Here is a 16,233-nt window from a genome sequence, read left to right as displayed (position 1 = left end):
GAGATTGAAAGGTCGGCCGGACGATGTGCGTGTCGGCGACCTGAAAAAATTGTTGTTGTTTTAGCCTGCCAGAAAGGTTGTGGCGTCGACCTCGATCATCACCGGCTCATCGCTGCTGCCGAGTTGCCCCAGCAGCTCGCGCAAACCGTCCAGGTCGCGTGCCCGGTGATGGGCCACATGACAGCTTTGCGCGAGGGCGGCGAAGTCCGGCGTGAGGATGTCCACCCCCAGCAACGGCACCGCCTTGGCGTTCATGTAGTCGCGGATTTCGGCGTAGCTGCTGTTGTTCCACAGCAGCAGGATCACGCCGACGCCGGCCTCTTTGGCGGCGATCAGTTCGGCACTGGAAAACTGCAAGCCACCGTCGCCGACCAACGCCACCACCGGGCGCAAGGGTTGGGCCAGCTTGGCGCCGATGGCGGCGGGCAAACCGTAGCCGAGGGTGCCGTAGCCGCTGCCAGCGTTGAACCAGCTATTGGGGGTTGGCGCCCGGTAGCCGAGCGCGCCCTGGTACACCGGTTGGGTCGAATCGCCGACGATCAGGGGCTGCGGCAAGTGATCGCGCAGGGTATCGAGCAGCGCTTGCATACGGGATTGTCTGGCGCTCCAGCCCGCGTGCTCGAGGGCGTTGACCTTGCTCACTCGCTCAGCCGCCCAGGCTGGATCGGCCTGGCGCTGCGGCAGGCGATCGAGCAACAACAGCAAGCCTTGACCGGCATCTCCCAGCAAGCCGACCGTGGCCGCTTGTACGCCGAGTATTTGCATGGGATCGATGTCCAGGCGAATCAACGGTGCCTTGAACTGCACAGGGCCCAGACCGAAAAAGTCGTAGTCGGTTTCCCCGAGCTCGGTGCCGACGGCCAGCACCAGGTCAGCCTCGGCAAACAGTTCGCGACCATGGGCCGAGGACTGCACACCGTCGAGCAACAAAGGATGTTCGGGGGCCAGCAAACCGCGGGCGTTGGTGGTCAGCGCCACGGGGGCCTGCAGGCGTTCGGCGAGTGCGGTCAGGGCTTCACTGGCCCGGCGTGCGCCACCACCGGCGAGAATCAAGGGACGCTTGGCGTTGTTGATCAGGGCCACGGCGTCATCGATGGCTTCCGGTGCCGGGGCCGGCGCGGCCGGCAATGAACGCGCACGCAGGTCCAGCCCGTCGGCAGACATTTCCAGCACATCCAGCGGAATCTCGATGTGCACCGGACGCGGCCGCGTACAGCCGAACAACGCAAAGGCCCGTGCCAGCACTTCCGGCAATTGCGACGGGTGTTGCAGCGTATGGCTGAAGGCGCAGACCCCGGCGACCAGCGCGCGCTGATCCGGCAGTTCATGCAGGTGGCCATGGCCCAGGCGCAGGTGTTCGCGACGGTTGCAGGTGGAAATCACCAGCATCGGCACCGAGTCGGCATAGGCCTGGCCCATGGCGGTGATGATGTTGGTCATGCCCGGTCCGGTGATGATGAAGCACACCCCGGGCTTGCCGCTGGCACGGGCATAACCGTCGGCCATGAACCCGGCGCCCTGCTCGTGGCGCGGGCTGATGTGCTTCAGGCGACTGCCGTGCAGGCCACGATACAACTCGACGGTGTGCACGCCGGGAATACCGAAGACGGTTTCAACACCATAGCCTTCCAGCAACTGAACGAGCGCCTCGGCACAACGGGTCATGCAGCACCTCTTGGATAAGGGGCCAGCTCGGCCCAACGACGAATGGGGCTAGTATTGTTGAATCAACCGATACAACAATCGATTTTTTTTGGCCTGACTGTTCGATTTACGTCACCATACAAGAGAGCTGTGGCGAGGGAGCTTGCTCCCGCTCGGTTGCGCAGCGACCGCAATGGTGGGGGCCGCTGCGCGCCCCAGCGGGAGCAAGCTCCCTCGCCACAGGGGTTCAGCGTTTGCCTGTTTCCTTCAACTTTGAGCGGGATGATTTATGCGTTTTCCTTCGATGACAGCCCTTCGTGCGCTGGATGCGGTTGCCCGTCTGGGCAGCGTGTCGGTCGCGGCCCGTGAACTGAACCTGACCCGCAGCGCCATCAGCCACCAGATCAGCAAGCTTGAGGAGTGCGTCGGTTTCGCCCTGACCGAGCGCATTGGCCGAGGCATCGGCCTGACGTATCAGGGCGAACGCTATGCGCGGGAAGTGCACGGGATTCTGTTGAACCTGCTCGACGCTGGGCAGTTGGTTGACGACCAGGAAATCTCCGGGCGGCTATGCGTCAGTTGTGCGCCGGGGTTCGCCACCTATTGGTTGTGTCACCACATCGGTGCTTTTTTGCGGCAGTACCCGCAAGTGCAACTCCAGCTGATTTCGCCCCGTACGCCGGATGACGTCAACAACCCGGCTGCCGACCTGAGCATCGCCTACGGGATTGGCGACTGGCCGGAAATGAATGTTGAAGAGATCGTGGCATTGCGTTTCTTCCCGGTGTGCAGCCCGCGGCTGATCAACGCCTTGGGCGGATTGAAAAGCCCACAGGAACTGAGCAGCTACCCCTTGCTGCACATGACCGACTACTCGGACTGGCGCGTGTGGCTGACCGCCGCGGGGGCTTCCGGGGTCAATGCGACGAGCGGCATCCTGTTCTCCGATGCGCACTGCGCCCAGTCCGCATGCATTGCCGGCCAGGGCATCGCCATCGGCGACAACCTGATCAGCGGTGATGCGTTATCCAAGGGTTTGCTGGTCCGCCCATTCGACATCGACATCGATTTGCACCGTGGCTACTACCTGGCGGCAGACCCGCAAAAGGCCGACCGCGCCGTGGTCCAGGCCTTCAGCAACTGGGTCAAGACACAGCTGCAGTCGTCCCGCCAGACCTGGCAGGACACCCTGTAAAAGCACATCACATTCCCCTGTGGGAGCGAGCTTGCTCGCGATGAGGCCACCACAGTCACCATTGATGTCGCCTGATAAATCGCTATCGCGAGCAAGCTCGCTCCCACAGGGTAGAAGCTCTATTTCGGGGCATCTGGCCGAGGCGAAATACACAGCTTATTTGTTCAATAAAACTAACCAATACGAGCAAAATAATTCCATTGATGTAGCGATATTTTTAACAATAATAAGTCCCCAAAGCCCATTTCGGATTCGCATCCGTCCTCGTACGTCTTATGGGCAATAAAAAGAGGAACCTCATTGTGTCCAGCCGTTCAGCGATCCAGCTCAGCGCTCAAGGTATCAGCCAGTATTACGGCCGTTTCGCGGCGCTGGATAACGTCGATCTCGACGTTCGCCAAGGCGAATTTCTTACCCTGCTGGGTCCGTCCGGCTCGGGCAAGACCACCTTGCTGATGATTCTGGCCGGTTTCCTCAGCCCGACCTCGGGCAAGCTGATGGAGCAAGGCGTCGACATCATCCGGCGCTCCGCCGAGAAGCGGAACTACGGCATGGTGTTCCAGGGTTATGCGCTGTTCCCGCACATGACCGTGGCCGACAACGTGGCCTACCCGCTGCGCATCCGCAAAGTCCCCGCTGAAGAACGCAATCGCCGGGTCAAGCACATCCTTGAAGTGGTCGGCCTCGGTGCACACATGCACAAGAAACCCGCCGAGATGTCCGGCGGCCAGCAGCAGCGCGTGGCGATTGCCCGGGCGCTGGTGTTCGAGCCGGAACTACTGCTGCTCGACGAACCGCTGTCGGCGCTGGACAAGAACCTGCGCGAACAACTGCAAACCGAGCTGCAACGCATCCACCGTCAGGTCGGTACCAGTTTCGTGTTCGTCACCCACGACCAGAACGAAGCGTTGGCGCTGTCCTCGCGCATCGCGATCTTCAACCACGGCAAGCTGACTCAGGTCGACACCCCGGAAAACATCTACAACCGCCCCGAGAGCCGTTTCGTCGCCGAGTTCCTGGGCAAGATGAACCTGTTCCCGCTGGACAACCTGACCCGCAACGGCCAGAACGCCAGCGGCCGCTGCGGCACCAGCGTATTGCATGCCCAGGCGCCGAACGCACTGAGTGCGGCACCGATCGTGCTGGCCGTGCGCCCGGAGCACATGGAACTGCACAGCGAGTGCCCGACTCGCGACGGCTACAACGTGATGCCCGCGCAACTCACCGACAAGGTCTATCAAGGCTCCAGCACCCATCTGGCACTCAAGGTCGGCGGCGACACGCTGCCGATCAACCTGTCCGTACCCGGCAATCACCCGGGCGCGTCGATGCCCAGCGGCGCGCCGGTGTGGCTGAGCTGGCCGGTGCAGCAAAGCTTCCTGCTTCAAGCCTGACCCCCAAAAAACTGCGTCACAAAGCTCTCTTCCAATGACAACAAAAAGGCCGGTGCCCACGCAGGCAACGGCCGACTGAGGACTTGCCCATGCGCCAGGATCACCAACAAGACTGCATCGAAGTGCTTATCGACAAGGCCCGCGACGGTCAGATCAACCGCCGCACCTTTATCCAGGCCATGGGCCTGCTGGCCGCGGTGCCCCTGGCGCTGCGCAGCGGCATCAGCTGGTCGGCGGACAAGCCGCTGGTGGTGGTCAACTGGGGCGGCGACGCCCTGAATGCATTCCGTTCGGCATGGACCGACACCTTCACCAAAAACACCGGCATCCAGGTGCGAATCGACGGTGCCGGCCCGACCGAGGGCGCCATCCGCTCGCAGCTGGCCAGCGGCCAACCGAGCTGGGACGTGGTCGACGTCGAGAGCTACAGCGCCATCGTGCTGGGTCGGGAAAAGATCCTGCAGCCACTGGACTACAACACCATCAAGCGCGATCAGGTGGCCCCGGCGCTCTCCTCCGATTTCGGCATCGCCAGCTACCAGTTCAGCTACGTGATGGCCTGGGACAGCGAAAAATTCGGTGAAAACGGGCCCAAGACCTGGGCCGATTTCTGGGACGTGAAGAAATTCCCCGGCAAGCGCACGCTGTACAAGTGGATGAACGGCATGCTCGAAGCGGCGTTGCTGGCCGACGGTGTTCCGGCTGACCAGCTGTACCCGCTGGACGTGCCACGGGCCATGAAGAAGATCGACGAGATCAAGCCGCACGTCCTGTCGTTCTGGAGTTCGGGTGCCGAAAGCCAGCAACTGATGGTCGACGGCGAAGTGTCGGTGGGTGCGATCTGGCACACCCGCGCCAAGCTGCTCAGCGAGGACACCGACAACCGCGTGCGCTGGAGCTTCGACAACGGCTTCATCAATTCCAGCAGTTGGGCGGTACTCAACGGCAACCCGGGCGGCACTCAACCGACCATGCAGTTCATCCAGCAAGCCTTGCAACCCGAAGGCCAGCTCAAGCTGTTCGAACTGCTGGGCAACGGGCCGTCCAACAGCGCCACGGAGAAGCTGATGTCGGCCAAGCAACGGGAAGCCAACTGCGCCTCTGAAGAAAACCTGAAGAAGCAGATCGCTCTCAACGCCCAGTGGTACGCCGACAACTACTCCAAAGCCCTGGAAGAGTACCTGACGCGGTTGTCCAAGTGAGCCTGTGACCATGACCACCACCCTGACCTCCACCCTGACCGCCCCCAAGCCCCGCTTCAGCTCGCCGGGCCTGGAGCGCGGCCTGCTGCTGTTTCCGCTACCGGTGTTGCTGCTGGTCTTCTACGTGCTGCCGTTCCTCGGCGTGGTCGGCTGGAGTTTCTCGCTGCCGACGCCGGGCATCGAGCAGTACCAGCGCATCGCCACCGACCCGGCGATCCACGAAATGCTCTGGCGCACCTTGCGCCTGTGTCTGACCGTCAGTGGCCTGGCCTTGATGATCGGTTACCTGCTGGCCTACTGCTGGGTGTTCAGCCCGCCGTTCTGGCAGCGCGTGGTGGAGATCTGCATCTTCATTCCGTTCTGGATTTCCGTGCTGGTGCGGGCCTTCGGCTGGTTGATCGCCCTGCGCAGCAACGGCGTGCTCAACAACGGGCTGATGGGCATGGGGCTGATCGACCAGCCGCTGCAACTGAGCCGCAATGAGATAGGCGTAGTCATCGGCATGCTCCACGTGATGATCCCGTATGCGGTGTTCCCGCTGCTGTCGACCATGCGTCAACTCGACCAACGTGTGCTCATGGCCTCTCGCGGCCTGGGGGCCGGTGCCTTGCGCACCTTCTGGCAAGTGCTGCTGCCGCAGACCCTGCCGGGCATTCTGGGCGCGTTCATCATGGTCTTCGTGTTCTGCCTGGGCTTCTTCATCACCCCGGTGCTGTTGGGTGGCGGGCAAACGGTGATGATCGCCGAGTATGTGTTCCTGCAAATGTTCCAGACCAGCAACTGGGGCTTGGGCGCGGCACTGAGCGTGGTGTTGCTGGCCTTGGTCAGCGCGCTGATCTGGGTGCTGTTGAAAATGACCCGCGTCAACCGACTGGTAGGCTGAGATCACTATGAATACCCATCGCACAAGCCTGAGTACGCGGCTGTTGGCCGTGGTCGCCATGGCCTTCATGCTGTTCCCGCTGCTGACGGTCATTCCGGTGTCGTTCACCAGCAAGCGCTTCCTGTCGATGCCCGAAGGCAACTGGTCGCTGCGCCACTACGAAGCGCTGGTGAGCAACCCGGACTGGTTCCACGCCATCAGCCAGAGCCTGACCATCGCCTTCGCCACCAGCGTCATCGCCACCTTGCTGGCCGCGAGTTTCAGCCTCGGCATCTGGTACATGCGCTCGAAATGGGCCACGGCCCTGATCGGCCTGGTGCTGCTGCCGATGGCGATCCCGCCGGTGATTTCCGCGCTGGTGCTGTACTTCATGGAGACCAAGCTCGGTCGCTTCGCCCCGGGCATGGGCTACGACACCCTGACCGGCGTGGTGATTGCCCACGTGATCATGGTGGTGCCGTACGGCGTAGTGACCATGTTGGTGGCTCTCAGCCAGATTGACCGGCGCATCGAACTGGCCTCGCGCAACCTTGGTGCCAGCCTGATGCAGACCACGTTCATGGTGATCCTGCCGAACCTGAAACTGGGCCTGGCCTCCACCGCGCTGTTGGGGTTTGCCCTGTCCTGGGAAGAAGTGGCGGTGACGCTGTTCATCACCAGCGTCAACGTCGACACCCTGCCCAAGCGCATCTGGAGCGGCTTGCGCGATAACGTCGACCCGAGCGTCGCGGCGATTTCGGTGTTGCTGATCTCGCTGACGTTGCTGGTGCTGATCGGACGGCTGGTGGTTCAGCATCTGGCGGATAAACGGGCGCAGAAACTCCTGCATCCGTAAGCACTTCAAAAAAAGCCCTGCGCTTGCCATACAAGCGTGGGGCTTTTTTTGTTTTTCCGCTGCCACTCCTGTAGGAGCGAGCCTGCTCGCGATGTTCTCAAGGGCACCGCGCTCATCCAGAATGAACGCGTTATCGTTAACGTCCATCGCGAGCAGGCTCGCTCCTACAGAGGAGCAAAAACATGACCAGCCGCCTGTTGATCCGTGACAACGCGGTCCCGGTCCAATAGATTAGGCGGCCTGAAAAAGCCCCCGGGCTTTCTCGCCCCTATTCAAGCTGAAAAAAGTAGTGAAATTTCAATGTCCGATTCCAACACCGCTGAATCCGTAGTCACCTTGTCGTCCAAAGCGGAATACGAAAACTCCATCAATCTTTCACAACACGTACCCCAGGCGAAAACCATCAGCGAGATGGTGCTGGACGCTTTCCAGTCCACCCGCGAAAGTGACCAGATCCGCGAACTGCGCGCCGCCATTCGTCAGGCCCACGACAGCTTCGACGACGACAAGGCCTATGAACTGATGGGCCAGCTCAAGCAACTCAAGGACGCCGAAGCCGCCGACATCGCCGCGCTGGAAGACCTGAGCAGCAAGTTCCCGATCAGCCGCATCCTCTCCAGCTTCAAGGACGACCCGGCGTTCCAGGAAATCGTCTACGGCCTGGCCCTGAAGGTGCTGAACCAGACGCACCAGGCCATCAGCAACCCGAGCGGCGGCAAGAGCAAGGCCGCCAAGGCCAAGAAAGAAGTCGAAGTGTTCACCATCAGCAAGGACGGCATCAGCGTCACCCTGCCGCTGCGCACCCCGCGCTCGCGACTGAACGTCGACCGTGAAGCCCTGGAGTTCCTCGGTTTCACCTTCGTTGGCGAAGGCGATGAAGCGGAACTGGAAAGCGAGACCTTCCTGGACAACAGCGGCGCCGAGCAAGCGGTCAACCGCAAGAACATCATCACCGCCCTGCAACAGCAGACGGCGTTCGATGGGTATAGCATCGCTGCGCAGTAAGGCGCCCCTCGCCACAAGGTCCTCAGCGACTGACTCAAGAGCCCCGCCATCCGTGCGGGGCTTTTTATTGCCCGTGATTCGGGCAAAACCGCGATTACTCTTCCAGTATCGACGCAGAACAACACTTCCCTTCACCCATGAGCACCACGGGTCCGCCTGCGGGGAGCGTCAACTCACTTTCCAGCCCAGACCTCGGTGGTGCAACTGCTGAGGTCATCATGAACACGACCCCTTTGTATCGCCAACTGGCCAATCACTATCTGGACGCTATCCGCAGCGGCACCTTGAAAACCGGCGAACGCTTGCCCTCGATCCGCTTGATGATGGAAAAACACGCCGTCAGCCTGTCGACCGCGGTGCAGGTGTGCCGGGAACTGGAAGACTGCGGCGTGCTGGAAGCCCGACCGCGTTCCGGCAACTACATTCGCCAGCCCGACACCCTGCCCAGGCCCGCCCCGGTTGCCTCGGCGCCAGCGCTGGATACCAGCGCCTATGTCGGCATTCATCAACAGGTTTCAACGGTGCTCAAGGCCAGTCAACGCGCAACGATCAAGGTCAATTTCGCCAGCGCCTACTGCGCGCCGGAGCTTTATCCGCTGAAGACCTTGCAAGACAACATGATCAAGTCGCTGCGCTACGACACCAGCCTGCTCGGCGCCGCGGGCTCGACCTGCGGCAACAGTGCATTGCGCCACCTCCTGGCTCGGCGGGCGCTGGCCAGCAAGACCCACCTGGCCCCGGAACGGATCGTGATCACCAACGGCGCCACCGAAGCGATCAACCTGGCCTTGCGTGCGGTCACCCGCCCCGGCGACACCGTGGCCGTGGAGTCGCCGACTTTCTACGGTCTGCTGCAAATTCTCGAAAGCCTGAGCCTGCGGGTACTGGAAGTCCCGGCCTCGGCCCACACCGGGCTCAATTTGTCGGCCCTGGAAGGGCTGCTGCAAGGCCCTGAACCGGTCAAGGCGTTGATCGTCATTCCCAACCTGCAAAACCCGCTGGGCAGCATCATGCCCGACGCCAACAAGGCACGACTGGTGAAACTGTGCGCCGAGCACAACACCGTGCTGATCGAGGACGACACCTACGGCGACCTGGTGGACACCGAGCAGCCGCTGTCCACGCTCAAACATTGGGACCGCACCGACAACGTGATCTATTGCGCCTCGCTGAACAAAACCCTGGCACCCGGCATGCGCCTGGGCTGGATCAGCGCTGGGAAATGGCACGACCGTGTGGAGATGCTCAAGCACACGCAGTCGCGGGGGTGCGAGCTGTTATCGCAACTGGCGGTCAGCGAATTCATGCGTACACCCTCTTATGAACGTTACCTGCGACGGCTGAGGAAAACCCTGACCGTACAACGCGCGCAGATGAGCACGGCGATCGCCCGCTATTTTCCCATCGGCACCAGTGTGACCCACCCGCAAGGCGGCACGTTGTTATGGGTGGAATTGCCTCGTCGGCATTCATCCATGGCGTTTTTTCACGAGGCGCTGAAGGTCGGCATCCAGATTTCCCCTGGGGATATCTTTTCCAACACCGAGCGTTTCGATCACTTTGTGCGCATTGGCTGCGGCGCGCCGTATTCGCCACGGATCGATGAGGCACTGCAGACGTTGGGACGTATCCTGAAAGCTCAGGGTTAACACCGGCACTGTGGGAGCGAGCCTGCTCGCGAAAGCGGTGTATCAGTCACATCGACTTTGAATGTACTGACGCCTTCGCGAGCAGGCTCGCTCCCACGGGTTGGGGGTGGTCTTCAGATTGGATTCTGGTGCAGGCAAATGATATGTGGGTCGTCATTCCAGTGCGGGAAGCGCTCGGCGATCAGCGGGTCGTGGCCGGGGATGACGTGGTCTTCGCCATCGGCCAGGCGGTCGATCTCGGTGAAGGCTTCGAGGGTTTGCGCCAGGTTATCGAGGATCGGAAACGGGCTGCGCTCACGAATGTTGACCCACAGGTGCGCGGCATCCGAGGCCAGTACAATCCAGCCGCGCTCGGTATTCACCCGTACCACCTGGCTGCCGGGCGTATGCCCGCCCACCGGATGCAAGGTCACGCCAGGAACCACCTCGACGACGCCCGTGTGCAAACGCATCCGCCCTTCGAACAGCGGCGGCAGCGCCGACATCACGTCCTCGACCTCGTAGGTTTTGTTCAGCGTGCGATGGGACATTTTCGGCCCGGTGCAAAAACGCAGTTCCGCTTCCTGCAAATGCACGGTCGCCTTCGGGAACAGCCCGAGGTTGCCGGCATGATCCCAGTGCAAATGGGTCAGGATCAGGTGTTCGACCCGGGCCGGATCGATGTCCAGCTGCCGCAGGGATTCTTCCGGCAGGCGGTACATCTGGCGATTGCGCCGGTCCGCCGTGGCCGGTTGGAAACAGGTGTCGACCACGATCACCTGCTGCTCGTTGCGGATGACCCAGAAGTAGTAATCCAGCGGCATCGGCGCATTCGGATCACCGCAACAGGCGTCGTAGAGAAAATTCTCCCGGGCGGTGCGCTGGGCGTTTGCGCCGACACGGATGGCGAACACTTCGTACACAGGCGTGGACATAGACACCTCCGGGCTCAGGCGGCCGCCGTGGTTTTGAGGGTCGGACGGAAGTCGAAATCGATCTGCTCGCTGATGCCCAGGTCCTGTGCCAGTTTATGCAGGCCGCTGTAGTCGCGCATGATGGTCGCGTTCCTGTTGCTTTCGCGGGTGTCGGCAATGATCAACGCCGCCTCCTCGGCCCCAAGCTGCGTCAGAATTGCCTCCCACATCGAGTAGTCCTGAGCGATAAAGGCACTCAGCGCCACCGACAGGTTACGTGCGAAAAACTCCCGCTGGGTCGGCTGCATATTGGCGTACATGACCTTCGCCACTTCGGCCAGCACCTTGCTGTGGGCGTATTCGTCGCGGTTGTGCTGCTCGGCCACCTGGCGGTTCTGCGGCTGGATGGTCTGGTCATCCGCCAACAGATCCAGATAGGCGTTGACGCTGATCTCGGCCACCACCGCAAAGGTGATCGCCGCCAGATCCCGCTGCCACTGCTCGGTCAGCTCTGCCTGCAAGGCCTTCAAGCGCAGGTAAGTGACGGACGGCGGCAGATCCAGATTCTGATCCAGCGCCCGCTCCAGTCTGGTCCGCTCGATGGCGCGCAGGTGCATCAGCGTGTGGTAGTGCTCGTCGATCAGGGTCTGTTGCATGGCCTCGCGAAAATGCCAGTCGTCCTTGCCAAGGTACTGATTGGCAATGACGCTGAGGGCCGGATTGACAATGTGTTCTTCGGCGGTGACGGTGCGCAGGTTGTAGCCGATCCAGCCCCAGGTCACCACGCTGCTTTTGAGCTCGTCACTCAAGGCCTGGAATGTCGGGTGATGGAAAAACGGCACCATGCACTCCGGGTAATCCGGGCGCAGCGGGTCGAATGCTTCAATGATCTGAGCCCTGTCCGGCGCACAAACGGCGGCGCGCCTGGTCCAGGCCTGGTTGAGCCGCACGATCAGTTGATGATCGACCTGGGCGATCTCGATTGCTGTTTGCATGACGCGATACCTGTAAGACGCGTACCCGCCAAGGGGTACGCCAAAAGAATGAAGGGCGCCGGAAAAATCAGGCCAGCCAATAGCGGGTCAGGTTGCGCGCCGGATCAGTGTAACGACTGCGGGCGTGAATCATCCGCCAGTTGTCCCAAATCAGCAGGCATCCGTCGGGAATCAGCACCGGAATGTTGTGCTCGACGAAGTACGCCTCGCCGAGCGCGGCAAACCTGGCCAGCGGCGAAGTGCTGTTGGCGACCAGGGATTGTTGTAGAGCTTCCCTGGACGGGTTTACATCGCCGTAGTGAAACTGGTTGTAGCTGAAACGGAAAATATCCCCATCCTCCGTGGGCGTGAGGATGTACTCCTTGACCCGCCGTTGGCCCGGTTCGCCCGGTTTGGCGGTGGCGACAAATTCTACCGGCGTGTCATCCAGCCATTCACGCAGCTGTGGGTCGCTGCGCTCCAGGGAGCGCAGGAACGCGTAACCATCCACCAGCCCGGTGTGCCCACCCCCGCACGTCGCCTGCTTATGGCAATGCAACGCCAGATAACGCGGCGGCGGCCCGTACACCGGCGCCTCGGTGTGCGGGCCAATGCCGTTCATGCTCTGGGAATACGGCAAGTCTTCGTAACCTGGCTTGCGAGTGATGGGAAAGGCCATCTGGCCGTTGAACTGCGGAATGATCGGACCGAACTCATGCAAGGTGCCTACGACATCATCGGCAAATTCTTCCGGGGTCAGCACAGTCCAGCCCAACGTCGACAGCTCTTCATGACGATGGCCGAGCGAAATGTAAGGTTGAGACGCAACAATCCCTTGATCTGACATGGTGAGATTCCTGGCAGGTGATCAGGCGGTTACGGTTGAGGTGTAAGCGGCAATGAAGTCGCGGCAGGCCCCGCCCGGTCGATATCGCCGCTCATCGATGCTCTGCACCGGGGTGATTTCGGCAGCGGTGCCGGTGAGAAAACACTCGTCGAAGTCGCCGAGTTCCGTAGGCAAAATCGTCCGCTCGACCACCTGATAATCCAGCGCCCTGGCCAGTTCGATCACGGTTTGCCGGGTAATGCCGTTGAGAAAACAATCCGGCAGCGGGGTGTGCAGCGTCCGGCCTTTGACGAAAAACACATTGGCGCTGGTGGCTTCGGCGACATGGCCGCGCCAGTCGAGCATCAGCGCATCGTGGTAACCCGTGTTCTCGGCGTCGTGCTTGCTCAGCGTGGCGATCTGGTAATGCCCGGAGGCCTTGGCCTCGAACGGGCTGCTGCAGGGTGGTGGACGGCGCCAGCTCGCGGTTTTCAAGCGGATGCCGGCCATGCGCGCTGCCGGGTCGAAATAGCTCGGCCACTGCCAGCAGGCGATGGCCAGGTGCACACGGTTGAAGCGCGCCGAGGTGGAGATCATTTCACTGCCGCGCCAGGCCACCGGGCGCAGATAACCGTCGACCACCTTGTTGCGTTGCAGCAGTTCATGGCTCGCCGCCTCCAGTTCGGCCAGCTCATAGGGGATGGCAAAGTCCATCAGGTGCGCCGAGCGGTACAGCCGCTCGCTGTGCTCGCGCAGCTTGAAGATCCTGCCGTTGTAGACCCGCTCGCCTTCATACACGGTGCTCGCGTAATGCAGGCCATGGGTCAGTACATGCAACTGCGCCCGGGACCACTCGACGAACTCGCCGTCGAGCCAGATAACACCCTCGCGCTGATCAAACGGGATACTGCTCATCTCCCTATCTCCCCATTGTTCATGAATGTTCCTACGCCGTTTCCAGCAACACCGGTATCAATTCCGGCACGGCGGCGAGCTCGGTCTGAAAGAAAAACGAGCGCTCGCCGAAGGCCGGTTGCAAGTCGTCGAACCAGGTCACCTGCGGATCGAAGCGCGCGTAGAACGTGCGCAACACCCATTGCGGATTGCGTGCCTGGAGGAACTGCAAGACAAAGACTTTTTCCCCGGCGACGGTCTCGATGCCGTTGATCAACACCTTGCCGTAGAAGGTGCTCATGGACGGCCCGCGCACCGTTCGCGCAAGCCCCGACACCGTGCGGTACGCCGCCTGGAAGATCTCGAAGGCCCGGGCCAGCGGCATCGCGAAGTAGTGGCTGGGGCCGGTGTCACGCTCGACGAACATGTAATAAGGCACAGCCCCGAGCCGCACGCCTTCGGTCCACAGCGCGGCCCAATCGGCGGGGCTTTCGTTGATGTGGCGGATCACCGGCGCCTGCATGCGCAGCGTCGCGCCCGTCGAGCGGATGCGCTCGACGGCCTGGCGGGCAATGGCCTGGCGGATCTCCACCGGGTGGTTGTAGTGGCCCATGATCGACAGGTTTTTACCCGCCGCGACGATGCGCTGGAACAGCGCCAGCAGCTCGGGCGCATCCTTGTCGCTGACAAAACGCTGCGGCCAGTACGCCACCGATTTGGTGCCGATGCGGATGCTCTTGAGGTGTGGCAATTGCAGCAGCGGCTCGATGTATCCGGCCAGCGAGCGGGTGTTCATGATCATCGGGTCGCCGCCGGTAATCAGCACATCCGTGACTTCGGTATGCACCCGCAGGTAACTGACCAGCTCCTGGGACTCGCGAGCGTTGAACTTGAGTTCTTCCTCGCCGATGAACTGCGCCCAGCGGAAACAGAAGGTGCAGTACGCGTGACAGGTCTGACCGGCACCGGGGAAAAACAGCACGGTCTCGCGGTACTTGTGCTGGATGCCCGGCAGGACTTTGCCATTGAGGGTGACGCCGTTGTGGGTCAACTGTCCGGCCGGATGCGGGTTCATGCGCAGCCAGATCGCCTCGATCCGGCGCTTGATCGCCGCGCTGTCATCCAGCTCGATCAGTTGCTTGAGCGAGGCATATTCCTCTGGCAGCAACATGTCCTTGTGGGGGAAGGTCATGCGGAAAACCGGATCGTCCGGAATGTTGTTCCAGTCGATCAGCGTGCCCAGCACATAGTCGTTGGTGCGAAACGGCATGACCCGGGCCACGACGGTCATGGCCTCCTGCAACGCCGGCGTCAGCTTGTGCCAGTAAGGTGTGTCGCGGATGGTGCGTGAGTTATAGGGTTTGTAGCGTTCGTGCTCCGACAGTCCTTGCATGGCCGCGCTCCTGGTGGTTGCCCTGAGTGTTGTTAGGCGATGGCCGGCGCTTTGCGCTCTATGTCCATCCACGCCCGGACGCTGTCGCGGTCCCACTGGCGACGCACATAAGCTTGGAGCCGTGCCGGCACCGAATCACCGTTGGCAACCAGGCGGTTGAGCATGATTGCCAGGTCGGTGTCGGCAATGCTCCAGTCACCGAACAGATGCTCGGCGCCCTCCTCCAGCAAATGGTCGGCGACGAACAACAGGCGCTCGACGGCGGCTTGGGCCTCATCGGACAGCGCAGTGTTTTTCTTGCCGAAGTACACCAGGTCAAACGGGCGCTCCTTGCGCACCACCAGCAAGTCACTGCGCAACCAGGCCTGCAATTGACGGGCGCGGGCGCGCTGCTGTAGGCCCTGTGGATAGAGTTTTTTATGCCCAGGGCAAAGTTCATCGAGGTACTCGGCAATCACCGAGGATTCCGACAAGGCAAAATCGTCGTGAACTAAGGTTGGAATTTTGCAGGTCAGCGAAAGATCGCGATAACTCGCCCTATAGTTTTCGCGTGATTTCAGATCAACCGTGACAAGTTCAAATGAAAGTTGCTTTTCCTTGAGCGCGACAAAAGCCGACATCGCAAAAGCGCTGACATGATCGGCGCCGACATACAGTTTGAGCTTCCTGTTTTCCATAGAGCACTCCATTCACTGACTGCAGGGATTAACGTGCATTGGAAGTGATCGTAGTTAGTTGAATGCAGGCTGAATAGATACAGAATTTGTCCGTTTCAATCGATACAGAAAGTTTGTTTACGTGGGTAAACACGCAGGCAAAAAGCGGGCTCGGGAGCGTGTTTCGACGGATACAAAAAACACAGGAGCCGGCTTGCCGGCGATGGCGATCTCAAGGTCGCTATCGCCGGCAAGCCGGCTCCTACGAAAAGCGGTGGTGGGGAAATTACGGCTGGGTGGTAATCAGGCCATGGCTGTCGGCAAAGTTCGACAGCAGTGCCATTTGTGGCATGTTGCTCATGTTCAGCATCGCCAGAGGCTCGTGTTTGCTGGTGTTGACGAAGCCATGCCGCGTCCAGGCCGGCACCAGCAGCACGTCGCCGCTGCTGACGCTGACCTCATCGGCATCGCCGAGGGTCAGCACGCCGCTGCCACACTGGATAACGAACAGATGCCACCAGGAATGGGCATGACCGTTGAGCGTCACACCGGGGTTCAGCCATTGCATGGCGATCGCCATCCCGGGCGTCACTGCACAGCCGTCAATGCTCTTGTCGTGAGCCAACGCGACAATATCAACGTCGCTGGCTTCGAGGGTCTGACGCAAACCCGCCAGTTCGGTGCCTTTCCACACCTTGGCACTTTGCTGTCGATGATGCAGGCTCTGACGAAAGTCCTTATATGAAAAAAACGCACCTTGAAAGTTATCCATTCGCACGTCCTTTCTTTT

15 protein-coding genes are annotated in these 16,233 nt (G+C 61.1%); 7 read left to right on the top strand and 8 right to left on the bottom strand.

The window, feature by feature from the left end:
• Nucleotides 1-60: 60 nt before the first annotated feature.
• Nucleotides 61-1,665 carry a 5-guanidino-2-oxopentanoate decarboxylase gene (locus CD175_RS26335; RefSeq protein ID WP_104451019.1) on the bottom strand — a complete coding sequence of 535 codons (1,605 nt, stop codon included), beginning with the start codon at nt 1,663-1,665 and terminating at the stop codon, nt 61-63.
• Nucleotides 1,666-1,933: 268 nt separating this feature from the next.
• Between CD175_RS26335 and CD175_RS26330 the strand changes: the two genes are divergently transcribed.
• The 7 genes from CD175_RS26330 (at nt 1,934) to CD175_RS26300 (ending at nt 9,807) form a co-directional block, all read left to right on the top strand.
• On the top strand, nt 1,934-2,839 hold the full coding sequence (locus tag CD175_RS26330) for a LysR substrate-binding domain-containing protein (RefSeq protein ID WP_104451018.1): 906 nt from the start codon (nt 1,934-1,936) through the stop codon (nt 2,837-2,839).
• Between the two features lie 302 nt (nt 2,840-3,141).
• Nucleotides 3,142-4,233, top strand: coding sequence for an ABC transporter ATP-binding protein (locus tag CD175_RS26325; protein ID WP_104451017.1), 1,092 nt, complete (start codon nt 3,142-3,144; stop codon nt 4,231-4,233).
• A gap of 89 nt (nt 4,234-4,322) precedes the next feature.
• Nucleotides 4,323-5,435 carry an ABC transporter substrate-binding protein gene (locus CD175_RS26320; protein WP_104451016.1) on the top strand — a complete coding sequence of 371 codons (1,113 nt, stop codon included), beginning with the start codon at nt 4,323-4,325 and terminating at the stop codon, nt 5,433-5,435.
• A 10-nt stretch (nt 5,436-5,445) separates the two neighbouring features.
• A complete protein-coding gene (locus CD175_RS26315) occupies nt 5,446-6,318 on the top strand; it encodes an ABC transporter permease (RefSeq protein ID WP_095965821.1) in 873 nt (290 codons plus the stop codon).
• 7 nt (nt 6,319-6,325) lie between these two features.
• Nucleotides 6,326-7,153: an ABC transporter permease gene (locus CD175_RS26310; protein ID WP_015093575.1), complete on the top strand. Its 828-nt coding sequence runs from the start codon at nt 6,326-6,328 to the stop codon at nt 7,151-7,153.
• A 300-nt stretch (nt 7,154-7,453) separates the two neighbouring features.
• Entirely contained in the window at nt 7,454-8,158 is a 705-nt protein-coding gene (locus CD175_RS26305; RefSeq protein WP_007970398.1) for a hypothetical protein, read from the top strand.
• A 218-nt stretch (nt 8,159-8,376) separates the two neighbouring features.
• The gene (locus CD175_RS26300) at nt 8,377-9,807 is read left to right on the top strand and encodes an aminotransferase-like domain-containing protein (protein WP_104451015.1); all 1,431 of its coding nucleotides are present in this window, start codon (nt 8,377-8,379) and stop codon (nt 9,805-9,807) included.
• A gap of 113 nt (nt 9,808-9,920) precedes the next feature.
• Here the strand turns inward: CD175_RS26300 and CD175_RS26295 are convergent, their stop codons facing one another.
• The 7 genes from CD175_RS26295 to CD175_RS26265 all read right to left on the bottom strand — a co-directional run bounded on the left by CD175_RS26295 (nt 9,921) and on the right by CD175_RS26265 (nt 16,215).
• Nucleotides 9,921-10,721 (bottom strand): N-acyl homoserine lactonase family protein, encoded by an 801-nt coding sequence (locus tag CD175_RS26295; RefSeq protein ID WP_104451014.1) that lies wholly within the window; start codon nt 10,719-10,721, stop codon nt 9,921-9,923.
• A gap of 14 nt (nt 10,722-10,735) precedes the next feature.
• The gene (locus CD175_RS26290; RefSeq protein WP_104451013.1) at nt 10,736-11,695 is read right to left on the bottom strand and encodes a diiron oxygenase; all 960 of its coding nucleotides are present in this window, start codon (nt 11,693-11,695) and stop codon (nt 10,736-10,738) included.
• A 67-nt stretch (nt 11,696-11,762) separates the two neighbouring features.
• The gene (locus CD175_RS26285) at nt 11,763-12,521 is read right to left on the bottom strand and encodes a TauD/TfdA family dioxygenase (protein WP_104451012.1); all 759 of its coding nucleotides are present in this window, start codon (nt 12,519-12,521) and stop codon (nt 11,763-11,765) included.
• Nucleotides 12,522-12,542: 21 nt separating this feature from the next.
• Nucleotides 12,543-13,415, bottom strand: coding sequence for a branched-chain amino acid aminotransferase (locus tag CD175_RS26280; RefSeq protein ID WP_104451011.1), 873 nt, complete (start codon nt 13,413-13,415; stop codon nt 12,543-12,545).
• A gap of 31 nt (nt 13,416-13,446) precedes the next feature.
• Nucleotides 13,447-14,787: a KamA family radical SAM protein gene (locus tag CD175_RS26275; protein ID WP_104451010.1), complete on the bottom strand. Its 1,341-nt coding sequence runs from the start codon at nt 14,785-14,787 to the stop codon at nt 13,447-13,449.
• Between the two features lie 32 nt (nt 14,788-14,819).
• Entirely contained in the window at nt 14,820-15,464 is a 645-nt protein-coding gene (gene yfcF / locus CD175_RS26270) for a glutathione transferase (protein WP_104451009.1), read from the bottom strand.
• A gap of 265 nt (nt 15,465-15,729) precedes the next feature.
• On the bottom strand, nt 15,730-16,215 hold the full coding sequence (locus tag CD175_RS26265) for a cupin domain-containing protein (RefSeq protein WP_104451008.1): 486 nt from the start codon (nt 16,213-16,215) through the stop codon (nt 15,730-15,732).
• Between the last annotated feature and the right edge of the window lie 18 nt (nt 16,216-16,233).

Origin of the sequence: Pseudomonas laurylsulfatiphila (genome assembly GCF_002934665.1) — a bacterium.
Taxonomy (GTDB): Bacteria; Pseudomonadota; Gammaproteobacteria; order Pseudomonadales; family Pseudomonadaceae; genus Aquipseudomonas; species Aquipseudomonas laurylsulfatiphila.
Note: the sequence above shows the minus strand (reverse complement) of the source record. Positions and strands in the feature narration are given on the sequence as shown.

Bases quoted from the DNA above. Each gene is read 5' to 3' on its own strand.
- CD175_RS26335 (WP_104451019.1), bottom strand. From the start codon at position 1,665: ATGACCCGTTGTGCCGAGGCGCTCGTTCAGTTGCTGGAAGGCTATGGT.
- CD175_RS26330 (WP_104451018.1), top strand. From the start codon at position 1,934: ATGCGTTTTCCTTCGATGACAGCCCTTCGTGCGCTGGATGCGGTTGCC.
- CD175_RS26320 (WP_104451016.1), top strand. From the start codon at position 4,323: ATGCGCCAGGATCACCAACAAGACTGCATCGAAGTGCTTATCGACAAG.
- CD175_RS26315 (WP_095965821.1), top strand. From the start codon at position 5,446: ATGACCACCACCCTGACCTCCACCCTGACCGCCCCCAAGCCCCGCTTC.
- CD175_RS26310 (WP_015093575.1), top strand. From the start codon at position 6,326: ATGAATACCCATCGCACAAGCCTGAGTACGCGGCTGTTGGCCGTGGTC.
- CD175_RS26305 (WP_007970398.1), top strand. From the start codon at position 7,454: ATGTCCGATTCCAACACCGCTGAATCCGTAGTCACCTTGTCGTCCAAA.
- CD175_RS26300 (WP_104451015.1), top strand. From the start codon at position 8,377: ATGAACACGACCCCTTTGTATCGCCAACTGGCCAATCACTATCTGGAC.
- CD175_RS26295 (WP_104451014.1), bottom strand. From the start codon at position 10,721: ATGTCCACGCCTGTGTACGAAGTGTTCGCCATCCGTGTCGGCGCAAAC.
- CD175_RS26290 (WP_104451013.1), bottom strand. From the start codon at position 11,695: ATGCAAACAGCAATCGAGATCGCCCAGGTCGATCATCAACTGATCGTG.
- CD175_RS26285 (WP_104451012.1), bottom strand. From the start codon at position 12,521: ATGTCAGATCAAGGGATTGTTGCGTCTCAACCTTACATTTCGCTCGGC.
- CD175_RS26280 (WP_104451011.1), bottom strand. From the start codon at position 13,415: ATGAGCAGTATCCCGTTTGATCAGCGCGAGGGTGTTATCTGGCTCGAC.
- CD175_RS26275 (WP_104451010.1), bottom strand. From the start codon at position 14,787: ATGCAAGGACTGTCGGAGCACGAACGCTACAAACCCTATAACTCACGC.
- yfcF (WP_104451009.1), bottom strand. From the start codon at position 15,464: ATGGAAAACAGGAAGCTCAAACTGTATGTCGGCGCCGATCATGTCAGC.
- CD175_RS26265 (WP_104451008.1), bottom strand. From the start codon at position 16,215: ATGGATAACTTTCAAGGTGCGTTTTTTTCATATAAGGACTTTCGTCAG.